Origin of the sequence: Flavobacterium psychrotrophum, from assembly GCF_003403075.1 — a bacterium.
Taxonomy (GTDB): domain Bacteria; phylum Bacteroidota; class Bacteroidia; order Flavobacteriales; family Flavobacteriaceae; genus Flavobacterium; species Flavobacterium psychrotrophum.
Genome location: NZ_CP031557.1, coordinates 3351466 through 3364543 on the forward strand (window position 1 = coordinate 3351466; position 13078 = coordinate 3364543).

The 13078-nt window shown below is 40.8% G+C and carries 10 protein-coding genes, 2 tRNA genes and 3 rRNA genes; 5 read left to right on the forward strand and 10 right to left on the reverse strand.

The annotated features are described in order from the left end of the window. Nucleotides 1-45: 45 nt before the first annotated feature. On the forward strand, nucleotides 46-435 hold the full coding sequence (locus DYH63_RS14400; RefSeq protein WP_116789463.1) for a DUF983 domain-containing protein: 390 nt from the start codon (nucleotides 46-48) through the stop codon (nucleotides 433-435). Here the strand turns inward: DYH63_RS14400 and DYH63_RS14405 are convergent. From DYH63_RS14405 to DYH63_RS14440, 7 genes are all read right to left on the reverse strand, one after another. After that, on the reverse strand, nucleotides 425-1465 hold the full coding sequence (locus tag DYH63_RS14405; protein ID WP_116789464.1) for an NAD(P)/FAD-dependent oxidoreductase: 1041 nt from the start codon (nucleotides 1463-1465) through the stop codon (nucleotides 425-427). The genes DYH63_RS14400 and DYH63_RS14405 overlap by 11 nt on opposite strands. Nucleotides 1466-1540: 75 nt before the next feature. After that, nucleotides 1541-1649, reverse strand: a 5S ribosomal RNA gene (rrf, locus tag DYH63_RS14410). Nucleotides 1650-1798: 149 nt separating this feature from the next. Then, a 23S ribosomal RNA gene (locus DYH63_RS14415) occupies nucleotides 1799-4678 on the reverse strand. A 220-nt stretch (nucleotides 4679-4898) separates the two neighbouring features. Then, nucleotides 4899-4972: transfer RNA gene (locus tag DYH63_RS14420), tRNA-Ala, on the reverse strand. A 93-nt stretch (nucleotides 4973-5065) separates the two neighbouring features. Then, nucleotides 5066-5139: transfer RNA gene (locus DYH63_RS14425), tRNA-Ile, on the reverse strand. A 105-nt stretch (nucleotides 5140-5244) separates the two neighbouring features. Beyond that, nucleotides 5245-6760, reverse strand: a 16S ribosomal RNA gene (locus tag DYH63_RS14430). The 16S, 23S and 5S rRNA genes sit together here with 2 tRNA genes alongside, the layout of an rRNA operon. 1049 nt (nucleotides 6761-7809) lie before the next feature. Next, nucleotides 7810-9045 (reverse strand): ABC transporter permease, encoded by a 1236-nt coding sequence (locus tag DYH63_RS14440; RefSeq protein WP_116789466.1) that lies wholly within the window; start codon nucleotides 9043-9045, stop codon nucleotides 7810-7812. 7 nt (nucleotides 9046-9052) lie between these two features. On the opposite strand from DYH63_RS14440, the gene DYH63_RS14445 reads away from it, so the two are divergent. From DYH63_RS14445 to DYH63_RS14460, 4 genes are all read left to right on the forward strand, one after another. After that, nucleotides 9053-10300 (forward strand): exo-beta-N-acetylmuramidase NamZ family protein, encoded by a 1248-nt coding sequence (locus DYH63_RS14445; RefSeq protein WP_116790851.1) that lies wholly within the window; start codon nucleotides 9053-9055, stop codon nucleotides 10298-10300. Between the two features lie 88 nt (nucleotides 10301-10388). Next, a complete protein-coding gene (locus DYH63_RS14450) occupies nucleotides 10389-10598 on the forward strand; it encodes a hypothetical protein (RefSeq protein WP_116789467.1) in 210 nt (69 codons plus the stop codon). A 241-nt stretch (nucleotides 10599-10839) separates the two neighbouring features. Then, on the forward strand, nucleotides 10840-11169 hold the full coding sequence (locus DYH63_RS21350; RefSeq protein ID WP_162927039.1) for a hypothetical protein: 330 nt from the start codon (nucleotides 10840-10842) through the stop codon (nucleotides 11167-11169). Between the two features lie 12 nt (nucleotides 11170-11181). Then, complete coding sequence (locus DYH63_RS14460; RefSeq protein WP_116789469.1) at nucleotides 11182-11499, forward strand: hypothetical protein; 318 nt, start codon at nucleotides 11182-11184, stop codon at nucleotides 11497-11499. Between the two features lie 418 nt (nucleotides 11500-11917). On the opposite strand, the gene DYH63_RS14470 is transcribed toward DYH63_RS14460, so the two are convergent. The 3 genes from DYH63_RS14470 to DYH63_RS14480 all read right to left on the reverse strand — a co-directional run bounded on the left by DYH63_RS14470 (nucleotide 11918) and on the right by DYH63_RS14480 (nucleotide 13075). Then, complete coding sequence (locus tag DYH63_RS14470; RefSeq protein ID WP_116789471.1) at nucleotides 11918-12145, reverse strand: hypothetical protein; 228 nt, start codon at nucleotides 12143-12145, stop codon at nucleotides 11918-11920. Nucleotides 12146-12147: 2 nt separating this feature from the next. After that, nucleotides 12148-12510 carry a VOC family protein gene (locus DYH63_RS14475; RefSeq protein ID WP_240409014.1) on the reverse strand — a complete coding sequence of 121 codons (363 nt, stop codon included), beginning with the start codon at nucleotides 12508-12510 and terminating at the stop codon, nucleotides 12148-12150. Between the two features lie 70 nt (nucleotides 12511-12580). Beyond that, nucleotides 12581-13075, reverse strand: a complete 495-nt coding sequence (locus tag DYH63_RS14480) for a YkgJ family cysteine cluster protein (RefSeq protein ID WP_116789472.1) — start codon at nucleotides 13073-13075, stop codon at nucleotides 12581-12583. Between the last annotated feature and the right edge of the window lie 3 nt (nucleotides 13076-13078).

Consider the following 13078-nt stretch of genomic DNA (forward strand, 5'->3'; position numbering starts at 1 on the left):
CTTATATTAAAATCGTAAATTTGCTGTATTACAAATTTTGTGCAAATGTTAAAAAAAGGATCCAGATTATATAGCATTTTAACAGGAACCTGTCCGCGATGCCATCAGGAAAGTATGTATAAAGACCAAAACCCTCTGAATTTGGCGAATATATACAAAATGCACGACAACTGTAGTCATTGTGGCCTGCATTATAAAATAGAACCATCATTTTTTTATGGTGCTATGTATGTAAGCTATGGCTTAGGTGTCGGTTTCGGTATTGCCGCATTTATTGTATCTTTTGTATTATTAGAAACAACTATTAAAACCGCTTTTATTGCTATAGTTGTTGCGTTGGTTGTATTGATGCCTTTCCAGATGCGATGGGCCCGTAATATATGGATTAACTTTTTTGTAAGCTACAGGAAAGACTGGAGAGAGCTTAAGAAATAAAACGGTTAAGATTGATTTCCCTTTTCATTGGCTCCCCATTTTGTATTGATTCATACAACTCTTTTGCCATATAAGGTGCTAACATAACACCACGTGTTCCTAATCCATTTAAAAGATGGATGTTTTTGTGCTCAGGGTGGGTGCCTATTAAGGGTTTCCTGTCTTTAGTAGTTGGCCTTACACCCGCATATTGCTCTATAATCTCATAAGGACAACCAATAATTTCATTAAGCTTTTCAACCAATTCTAATTTGGCAGCTTCCGTGGGGGTTGATGTTTTGTCTTCCCATTCATATGTTGCACCCACTTTATAAAGATCATTGCCAACCGGCAGAACAAACAGGCTCGATTTTATACAAACACTCAAATTTAATTCAGGGGCTTTGATCAAAAGTAATTCTCCTTTAGTTCCATTTAGTGGCAAGTTTTCGAAGTAAGGGTTTTTAAGCATCCCAAATCCCTCTGCATAGATGATATGTTTAGCTTTGTAGCCTTTATATATTACGCAATCATCTTCCACAATAAGGGAGCTATGATCGAATGTTTCTTGCAGAAAATCTCCCTGGGATATAAGAAAATTTCTATAGCCCGCTATCAAAGCATATGTATCAAGATAACCTGTATGCAAAACTTTGCCATAGCCAAATGGAGAATCAATACCATAAAACTTTTTGTGTTGTATTTCAGGATGAAGAAATGGAGTAAGCTTAGGATTATCTATAGCCTCAAACCACATATTTTGTTCTTCGACAGAAGCAAATTTGCGATATAATGGAATAGGATAATCAAACTTTATATTTAATTTTTTCTCTAATGCCGTATAAAAAGGTTTCATATACATAAGCTGCTCATAGGCATCTTGTGTAGGCTTCATACGCTTTAACACTACCGGATTGTAAATACCTGCAGCAGCGAGGCTGGAATTTTGCGATTGATCTGAAATTACAAATACCGATTTACCATTTTGGATAGCCGTTTCAGCAAAGGCAATACCTGCCAGGTTTCCGCCTACAATTATAAAGTCTTTCATGCTGCAAAAGTAGTGATAAGGATAAGATATTTCCAAAACAAAAAAACCCTTTACACTTGTAAAGGGCTTTCTAAAAAAAGGCGATGACATACTCTCCCACAAAATGCAGTACCATCTGCGCAGGCGGGCTTAACTTCTCTGTTCGGGATGGGAAGAGGTGAGCCCCGCCGCAATAATCACCTTAAAAGGTTCATTGCTTTGGGCAATGCGTTTATTGATGATGCTGTAGTATAACAACACACAACCATAAACCAATATCTTAACATACTGAGATAAAAATTCAAGTACTATTTTTTAGAAAGTTCTCCCTGCCCCTTGCGGGGCAGGAAAGACGTACATAAGCTAACGGGTTATTAGTACTACTCGACTATGACATTACTGCCTTTACATCTATAGCCTATCAACGTGGTCATCTTCCACGACCCTTAAAAGAAATCTCATCTTGTGGTGGGTTTCGCGCTTATATGCTTTCAGCGCTTATCCCTTCCCGACGTAGCTACTCTGCGGTGCTCCTGGCGGAACAACAGATACACTAGAGGTCAGTCCAACTCGGTCCTCTCGTACTAGAATCAGATCCACTCAAATTTCTAACGCCCGCAGTAGATAGAGACCGAACTGTCTCACGACGTTCTGAACCCAGCTCGCGTGCCACTTTAATGGGCGAACAGCCCAACCCTTGGGACCTTCTCCAGCCCCAGGATGTGACGAGCCGACATCGAGGTGCCAAACCCCCCCGTCGATATGAGCTCTTGGGGGAGATCAGCCTGTTATCCCCGGCGTACCTTTTATCCTTTGAGCGATGGCCCTTCCATGCGGAACCACCGGATCACTATGCTCTACTTTCGTACCTGATCGACCTGTATGTCTCTCAGTCAAGCTCCCTTATGCCATTGCACTCTACGCACGGTTACCAAGCGTGCTGAGGGAACCTTTAGAAGCCTCCGTTACTCTTTTGGAGGCGACCACCCCAGTCAAACTACCCACCAAGCAATGTCCCCCACAATATGGGGTTAGGCCTCAGATAACCAAAGGGTGGTATTTCAACAATGACTCCACAACGCCTAGCGACGCCACTTCATAGTCTCCCACCTATCCTACACATCAATTATCCAAGGTCAATACTAAGCTATAGTAAAGGTGCACAGGGTCTTTTCGTCCCACTGCGGGTAATCGGCATCTTCACCGATACTACAATTTCACCGAGCTCATGGCTGAGACAGTGTCCAGATCGTTACACCATTCGTGCAGGTCGGAACTTACCCGACAAGGAATTTCGCTACCTTAGGACCGTTATAGTTACGGCCGCCGTTTACTGGGGCTTCAATTCAATGCTTCTCCGAAAATAACATCTCCTCTTAACCTTCCAGCACCGGGCAGGTGTCAGGCCCTATACTTCATCTTACGATTTTGCAGAGCCCTGTGTTTTTGATAAACAGTCGCCTGGACCTTTTCACTGCGGCCAGCATTGCTGCTGGCGACCTTTCTCCCGAAGTTACAGGTCTATTTTGCCTAATTCCTTAGCCATGAATCTCTCGAGCGCCTTAGGATACTCTCCTCGACTACCTGTGTCGGTTTACGGTACGGGTTCTTATAATCTAAGTTTAGAGGTTTTTCTTGGAAGCCCTTAGGCACACTATCACTTTGCCCGAAGGCTCCGTGTACTATCGTATTTCACCAGGATCTGCGCATTTGACTACAAATCCTATAGTTAGGTACTTCAACGAACTATTCCGTCAGTTCGCGGTGCTTTCATCACTCCGTCGCCCCATCACAATTATAAGAAGTACGGGAATATTAACCCGTTGGCCATCGACTGTTCCTTTCGGATTCGCCTTAGGTCCCGACTAACCCTCAGCTGATTAGCATAGCTGAGGAAACCTTAGTCTTACGGCGGGGGTGTTTCTCGCACCCCTTATCGTTACTTATGCCTACATTTTCTTTTCTAACCGCTCCAGCATAACTCACATTACACCTTCGACGCTGTTAGAATGCTCCCCTACCACTTGTATATAATACAAATCCATAGCTTCGGTACTATACTTATGCCCGATTATTATCCATGCTCGTCCGCTCGACTAGTGAGCTGTTACGCACTCTTTAAATGAATGGCTGCTTCCAAGCCAACATCCTAGCTGTCTGGGCAGACAAACCTCGTTTTTTCAACTTAGTATAGATTTGGGGACCTTAGCTGATGGTCTGGGTTCTTTCCCTCTCGGACATGGACCTTAGCACCCATGCCCTCACTACTGGTAATCATTTATTAGCATTCGGAGTTTGTCAGGAATTGGTAGGCGGTGAAGCCCCCGCATCCAATCAGTAGCTCTACCTCTAATAAACTAAGCCAGCGCTGCACCTAAATGCATTTCGGGGAGTACGAGCTATTTCCGAGTTTGATTGGCCTTTCACCCCTACCCACAGGTCATCCGAAGACTTTTCAACGTCAACCGGTTCGGACCTCCACTGTGTGTTACCACAGCTTCATCCTGCCCATGGGTAGATCACACGGTTTCGCGTCTACCATTACTGACTAAAGCGCCCTATTAAGACTCGCTTTCGCTACGGATCCATACCTGAAGTACTTATCCTTGCCAGCAACGGTAACTCGTAGGCTCATTATGCAAAAGGCACGCCGTCACACCACAAAGGTGCTCCGACCGCTTGTAGGCGTATGGTTTCAGGATCTATTTCACTCCGTTATTCACGGTTCTTTTCACCTTTCCCTCACGGTACTGGTTCACTATCGGTCTCTCAGGAGTATTTAGCCTTAGCGGATGGTCCCGCCAGATTCAGACAGGGTTTCACGTGCCCCGCCCTACTCAGGATACCACTATCATTTACATCTCTTACTTATACCGGGCTATCACCGTCTATGGCCCAACTTTCCAGATGGTTCTAATTCAATTTGCAACAAATGTCGTGGTCCTACAACCCCAAAATTGCCGTAACAACTTTGGTTTGGGCTATTCCGCGTTCGCTCGCCACTACTTACGGAATCACTTTTGTTTTCTTCTCCTCCGCCTACTTAGATGTTTCAGTTCAGCGGGTTTGCCCTCCTATCGGAGTAGTATGTCTTCAACATACTGGGTTGCCCCATTCGGATATCTGCGGATCAATTCGTATGTGCCAATCCCCGCAGCTTTTCGCAGCTTATCACGTCCTTCTTCGCCTCTGAGAGCCACAGGCATCCCCCATACGCCCTTATTTTGCTTATTGTACTTACGGTTGAAGTTATAATGTTGAACGTTATAAAGTTTTGCAACTTTTAAACTTTCAACTCTTAAAACATTTCAACACTTTACATGCTTTCTATATTTTTCTTGTTTTTCTTATCTCAATATGTCAATGAACTTTTTTCAATTTGAAAATTTGAAAATTCAACCATTTGAAAATAAATCTTCAAATTATCTAATCTTCAAATCGACTAATCGATTTGTGGAGAATATCGGAGTCGAACCGATGACCTCCTGCGTGCAAGGCAGGCGCTCTAGCCAGCTGAGCTAATCCCCCATTATTTGTATTGAAATTCTAAGTATCAAATCCCAAATTTCAATTAATAAGGCACTCAACCTCCAGAATTTCCTTTAATAAGTGTAAAATTAGTAGTCCCGGGCAGACTCGAACTGCCGACCCCTACATTATCAGTGTAGTACTCTAACCAGCTGAGCTACGAGACTATATAGTATCCTCTTTTACTCCTTATTATATTATTTGAACTAACAGCGAGAGTAAGATGTATCCATCTTTACTTCTTTAATTTTACCTAACGGTCGTGTCTCTAGAAAGGAGGTGTTCCAGCCGCACCTTCCGGTACGGCTACCTTGTTACGACTTAGCCCCAGTTACCAGTTTTACCCTAGGCAGCTCCTTGCGGTCACCGACTTCAGGTACCCCCAGCTTCCATGGCTTGACGGGCGGTGTGTACAAGGCCCGGGAACGTATTCACCGGATCATGGCTGATATCCGATTACTAGCGATTCCAGCTTCATGGAGTCGGGTTGCAGACTCCAATCCGAACTGAGACAGGCTTTATAGATTCGCTCCTCCTTGCGAAGTGGCTGCTCTCTGTACCTGCCATTGTAGCACGTGTGTAGCCCAGGACGTAAGGGCCGTGATGATTTGACGTCATCCCCACCTTCCTCACGGTTTGCACCGGCAGTCTCGTTAGAGTTCCCGACATGACTCGCTGGCAACTAACGACAGGGGTTGCGCTCGTTATAGGACTTAACCTGACACCTCACGGCACGAGCTGACGACAACCATGCAGCACCTTGTAAAGTGTCCGAAGAAAAAACTGTTTCCAGTCCTGTCACTCTACATTTAAGCCCTGGTAAGGTTCCTCGCGTATCATCGAATTAAACCACATGCTCCACCGCTTGTGCGGGCCCCCGTCAATTCCTTTGAGTTTCAGGCTTGCGCCCGTACTCCCCAGGTGGGATACTTATCACTTTCGCTTAGCCACTCAGTCTTACGACCAAACAGCTAGTATCCATCGTTTACGGCGTGGACTACCAGGGTATCTAATCCTGTTCGCTCCCCACGCTTTCGTCCATCAGCGTCAATCCATTGTTAGTAACCTGCCTTCGCAATTGGTATTCCATGTAATATCTAAGCATTTCACCGCTACACTACATATTCTAGTTACTTCACAATAATTCAAGTTCTACAGTATCAATGGCAGTTCGACAGTTGAGCTGCCGGATTTCACCACTGACTTATAAAACCGCCTACGGACCCTTTAAACCCAATGATTCCGGATAACGCTTGGATCCTCCGTATTACCGCGGCTGCTGGCACGGAGTTAGCCGATCCTTATTCTTACGGTACCGTCAAGCTGCTACACGTAGCAGTGTTTCTTCCCGTACAAAAGCAGTTTACACACCATAGATGCGTCATCCTGCACGCGGCATGGCTGGTTCAGGCTCTCGCCCATTGACCAATATTCCTCACTGCTGCCTCCCGTAGGAGTCTGGTCCGTGTCTCAGTACCAGTGTGGGGGATCTCCCTCTCAGGACCCCTACCCATCATTGTCTTGGTGTGCCGTTACCACACCAACTAACTAATGGGACGCATGCTCATCTTGTACCGTTGGAACTTTAATAATCAAGTGATGCCACTCAAATATACTATGGGGTATTAATCCAAATTTCTCTGGGCTATCCCCCTGTACAAGGTAGATTGCATACGCGTTACGCACCCGTGCGCCGGTCTCAAAGTCCGAAGACTTCTACCCCTCGACTTGCATGTGTTAGGCCTGCCGCTAGCGTTCATCCTGAGCCAGGATCAAACTCTTCATCGTATATTTTTATATTTTTACGACCTTTGTTGCTAGGTATTCTTTAATTCAATAAAAGCTAGTAGTCTTACTCTCTCTTATGCTGTCAATCCAATATGTCTATGAACGTGTCTTTCTGTTTGTCATTTAAAGATTTAAAATTTAAAGATTCAAATATTGTTTCTTTATCTTCTCATTCTCTAAGCGGCTGCAAAACTACAACTTCTTTTTAAACTCACAAGCTTTTTTTTGAAAATTTATTTTCTTTATTTTAACTTCGTTTTAAAGTCTGTTTCGCTTTTCAAGCTATCCCGCTTCTCGCGGTTTGGGAGGGCAAAGATACTATCTTTTCCTTTTCAATTCCAAGCTTTTTTTAAACTTTTTTTTCGATGCTTTTTTTAAAGGCTTTTCATAACTCATATATATGAGTAAATGATTTCTTTTCAAATCCGTCTCGTGTTTCAGTCTCTCAAAGTACGTCGCCGTAGTTGCGGGTGCAAAAGTAGTAAACTTTTTCTCTTCTCCTAATGTTTTTCTAACTTTTTTCAAATTTATTTCGAAGCGGATAACCAGTATTTACTGGGTTTTCCTGAAGTTTAGAAGCTAAGATCGTTTGCCGTAGTTGCGGGTGCAAAAGTAGTAAACTTTTCGTTATCTTCTAATCTTTTTTTTACTTTTTTTTGAAAGTGGTTTCCGGTTAAAAACCTTCTGCCTTATTAGTGTCATCGTGGTAAAGAACGTCTGCTGTGATGCGGGTGCAAATCTACAACTCTTTTTATCTTTTACAAGCCTTTTAAACCCCTTTTTTGAAACTTTATCTTAACGTTCTATTAACGTGGGCGTTGGGAGGGGAAGTTTTTTTATCTTTTGAATGATTTATAACTAAAAAGGCTCTTTTGATCGTGTTTGTTCAAAAATAACAGGGTTTTGAGAAACGATTTTGTGGAGTTTGTAAAGGAATATATGCAATATGGTGCTTTATGCTTTATATCATTACCATATGTATTGAGCTACCATAAAACTATTAAGAAGCGATCGCTCCTTAATATATAGATGAAAGTTTATCGAATAATTTATTCGAATCGGATGGCTTTTACCGGAGATATCCTGGTAATTATATAAGATGGTATAAGCAATAGCAGCAGGCACACCAAAATTGTACCCGCATTTATTATTAATATTGCCGGTACATCTATAGTTACAGGTGCAACGCTTACATAATAATTTTCCGGACGCAGCTTTACTACACCAAAATATTTTTGCCCAAGTAGTAATATAAAACTAATAGCATTACCCCACAATAATCCTTTCAAGATAAGATAAGCGGCATTGTATAGAAATATTTTGCGTACACTCCAGTTGTTAGCCCCTAACGCTTTTAGCATTCCCACCATTTGAGTACGCTCCAGTATGAGCACAAGCAACGCAACAACCATATTAATAGTGGCGACAATAATCATAATAACAATGATTACTATAATATTTACATCAAACAGGTCGAGCCAGTCGAATATGTTTACATACTTTTCTTTTATGGTAACACTGTTTAGCGTGCTGGGTATCGACTTGTACACCTCTTCCCCCTTTTGCTGTAACTGGGTAAAATCATCAATAAATACTTCAAAAGACCCCACTTGTTCTGCATTCCATTTATTAATGCGCTGCACATGGCGGATATCTCCCAACACATAAGTAGCATCAAATTCCTGGAAACCGGAGTTATAAACCCCCACAAGTTCAAATATCCTGAGGTTTGGCATACCGTTACCCCCTTCTTTCATAAAAAAGGTATTGAACTTATCTCCTACTTTAAGCTCAAGCTTGTTTGCAAGGTATTCTGAAATTACAACCTCTTCATTAAGTTTACCCAATAAAGCGGGCACACGCCCTTTAGTAATATATTCTTTTATAGCATCCCACTTATAATCTTTACCCACACCTTTAAAAATCACCCCTTCAAAAGTAGTTTCGGTTCTAATAATACCCGCCTTACTGGCTACTGCCTGCACATGGCTTATACCCTGAACATCTTTAAACTTAGGATAAAAAGGCTGTTTTATAGAAATAGGCGCCACACTAACCTCACTCTGGTTATCGTCATAATTAGAAATTAGTATGTTACCATTAAAGGCCGATACCTTTTCGCGTATCTTATCCTGAAGTCCAAATCCTGTAGCGATAGCCACCATCATCATTACTATACCGGTAGCAATGGCAATAATGGCAATTTTTATTATTGGGGCAGATATACTACTTTTATGGTGTTTTGCAGTAAACAGCCTGCGGGCTATAAAATATTCTAAATTCAAGAGGTATATGGTATCATATTCGTTGCTCAAAAATACATTTTTATTCTCATTTATTACGATAGCCGCCTGCGGAAATTCTGTGGTGACTAAAGTTGAAAGCCATAGAGGAGAGAAAACAGATGATAGACATCAGACAATAAATAATACAGAAGATAAAGACATAAAAACCGGGGCTGATAATTATGCCAAATACCTTCCTTTATTAAAGGATAAAAAAGTGGGAGTGGTTACAAACCAGACAGGTATTGTTACTATAAACGGAAAAGATGTGAGCCTGGTTGATTTTTTACTGGAAAAGAACGTGGGCTTACAAAAAATCTTCGCACCTGAACATGGCTTTCGTGGTACTGCCGACGCGGGCGAGCATGTAAAAGATGGTAAAGACGTGAAAACAGGGCTTCCTATTATTTCGCTTTATGGCAATAATAAAAAGCCTAAGCCGGAACAACTGACAGGAATTGAAGTATTGGTGTTTGACCTGCAGGATGTGGGTGCACGTTTTTATACCTATATATCATCGCTGCATTATATAATGGAGGCCTGCGCAGAACAAAACATTTCGCTGATTGTACTGGATCGCCCAAACCCAAATGGCGGCATTATCGACGGGCCTACGCTTGAGAAAGAAAACACCAGCTTTATAGGGATGCACGAAATACCGGTAATGCACGGCATGACGATAGGCGAATATGCGAAAATGATAAATGGGGAAAAGTGGCTGAAGGCCGGTGCCCAATGCGAACTAACCGTTATTCCATGCACTAATTACAATCGTGATGCTTTTTACCACTTACCTATAAAGCCATCGCCTAACCTGCCAAATGACCAGGCCATAAACCTGTATGCCAGCCTTTGCTTTTTTGAGGGAACAAACGTAAGCCTGGGACGCGGTACCGACAAGCAGTTTCAGGTGTATGGCTCGCCCGACCTGACCCACACCGGCTTTAGCTTTACGCCAATGCCAAACGAAGGCGCTAAAGAACCACCTCTTAAAGGCATTGTATGCTATGGTGAAGACCTGAGTAAAGCGCCAAAAGTAAAGCAACTGGAATTAAAATGGCTGATAAAAGCATACACAGACACCAAAGACAAATCGAAATTCTTTATTCCATTTTTTACAAAACTGGCCGGCACCAAAAAACTACAGGAACAGATTGTAGCCGGGCTAAGTGAAACTGAAATCAGGAAAAGTTGGCAACCAGGGCTTGAGACTTTTAAAAAGATGCGGAAAAAATATCTCATCTATGCTGAATAGTGCATAAATCTTAATCTTAACACAAAGTGCTTTGGTATGGTAAATGGGTTTGCTAATTTTAAGGATATAAATCTAAAATAAGACAGCCATGAACAATATACAGGAAAAATTAGAAAGCGTACTGGAGTACGTACTAAAGTTTATTGAAAAGATAAAAGGATACGTAGAAGATATTATCGAATTTTTTAGTGCACTACGCGACCGTATTGAAGGCTTTCTTGAATACATTGAAGAAAAGCTTGCCGGATTTAGCAGTGCAATAGAAGACCTGAAGCACCACGAAATAGAAGCTGCATAAGCTACTGAGGGCCTTCCTGACCGGGAAGGCTTTTTTTATTGCCCTTTTTTACCGATTTAATAATTTCTGCGTCATGAAGAGCATTCCAAATTAAACAGAAGCTATTATACACATTTAGTGCCAAGACAATAACGCACAGGTTTTAAAATGCTTAGAGTTACATTATGTTAAACTTAACATAAAAAAACACGTTTTAAACGTTTCTCCTTAATTTAGTTTTAAACTTTAAAACCAATCTTTTATGAAAAATTTAATTCCAAAATTAATTTTTGTTTTCTTATTTTTAATCTGTTCATGCTCGTCTGAAGATACAGGATTTAGTAAGCAACAATCTTCTTCACAAGAAAATTTTTCTAACACAAAATTTGCGTCAAAAGGAACAATACCCGAAGAAGAATTGGCAAAAGCTTTGTCAGTAGATTCAAATTTTGTTGAATATGGAGATTTACTGGTTGATTTTTTTGAAAACATGCCTAAGAGAGATTATTTTCAAAAAAATTTCAAACAAGCTGATTTTGAAAAAGAAGGCGAACAATATTTTCTTCAGATGTCCGGTTACACTAATAGTTAAGTATTAGAGACAATGTCAAATCTAAATGTTCATCTTTATAAAGTTTATGAAAAACATCCAGAACTTAAATTTGATGGAGCAAACGGAGACTATGTAGCGGATGTGATTAAAATTGCATGTGAAAAAATTAATTCAAGCAAAAAAAGAGACCTTGTTGCTTGCAACGCCTACGTAAAAAAGTGGAAGCCTAGGATTATTGAAAACACTATCTTTTACGGCTTGATTGGAGGAATCACTGGCGGTTTCATTGGAGCTTGGGGTGGTGCTGTGGGAGGTTTTGCAAATGCGGGCTGGTCATTAGTTGACTGTCTTGAAGCTGCGGGCTGCTAAATTCAAAACTATGAAAAAAAAAGATTTAAAATCAGTAATTGTATTAATAATGTGTATAGCCGGTTCAATATATGCAGGCTATATGTTATTCAATAAAGGCTTTAATGATAATCTAAACTATAACTTTGAGAAAAACAGTATAGGTCAAATGTTATTTGTAAGTTGTGTCATACTATCTATATTAAATTTTCTAAAGATTATACAACAGGAAAGATTATTTCCAAAGACTATTATAGTCCTGTCCTCTACAATATTAATATATTACTTTAAAGAGAGTATTTTTTTACTACAGTCATTTGTAACCGTAATTATTTCATTGATTGTATTTTCAACACGAAAATTCCTGCATTGGCCAAAGCAGTCTTTGAAATCCAATTTATAACATTAAATAAAAGCAGCCCCCAAATAGGGGCTGCTTTTATTTAATGGAATCTTTATTGATATTTTTTCTTAGGTTTTTACCCACTGCCTTTGCAACAAGGTATATAAAAAGAAAGAAAACAAAAATAGGCACAGCCACCACAGCTACTTCGCCAATAATATCTGCCCAGGTTGCTGTAATAGTACCCGATGTAAGGTTGTACACAATTCCTGAAAATACTACTGCAAGAAGGAAAAGTAAAAATATGGTCTTTAAAAATTTCATGGTTATTCGGTTATTGGCTGGCCAAATTGTAATATATAGTTGTTGTTATCATAAATGGCAAACTCGCGCATGCCATATTCAAAATTATCTATCTCATAGCAAATATTGCACTTGTCTTTAACCTGATCCCAAAGCTTGTCTACCTCTGTTGTATTAATATAAAACGAACCGGTAAATGTAGGCTCTTCAAACGGCAGGTTTGGGTTAGGCAATGATAGCATTACCTCTATTTCATCCCGTACCAGTACAGCCCAGTAGTCTTCCTGCACTGCGCATTCAAAACCCAGCACTTCGGTATAAAAAGCCACGGTTTCTTTAACTTCTCTGGTCCAGAACATTGGGGTAAGCGCGTTGAAGTTTGGCATGGTTAAGTTTTTATAGCAATAAAACTATAAAAAAATTTGAATTGTTAAGCAGGACGGCAAAAAAATAACCCTACAACGGCAGTTTCTTTTTCATTTCCTCTACAATATTATAGGCAGCGGGGCAAATGGCAACATTATTAAGTGTAAGGTTGGTTATTTGCTGAAACTTCTTTCTGTCGGTATGCGGAAATTCACGGCAGGCCTTGGGGCGCACCTCATATATCATACAGTAATTCTCATTATCCAGAAAAGTACAGGGTACACTTTGCAGTACATAGTCTTTATCCTCATCTATGCGCAGGTACTTGTCTATAAACTGCTGTGGCTTTTGGCGCAGGTGTTTTGCAATACGCTCTATATCGGCCAGGGTAAATAAAGGGCCGGTAGTCTTGCAGCAGTTGGCGCAGGTAAGGCAGTCTGTTTTTTTAAATTCGCGGTCGTGCAAATCCTGCATAACGTAATCAAGATTTTTTGGCGGCTTTTTTTTCAGCTTATCAAAATACTTCTTGTTTTCGTTATGCTTGTCCTTAGCAAGCTTGGGCAAATTTTTTAAAAACTGTTCCACTTA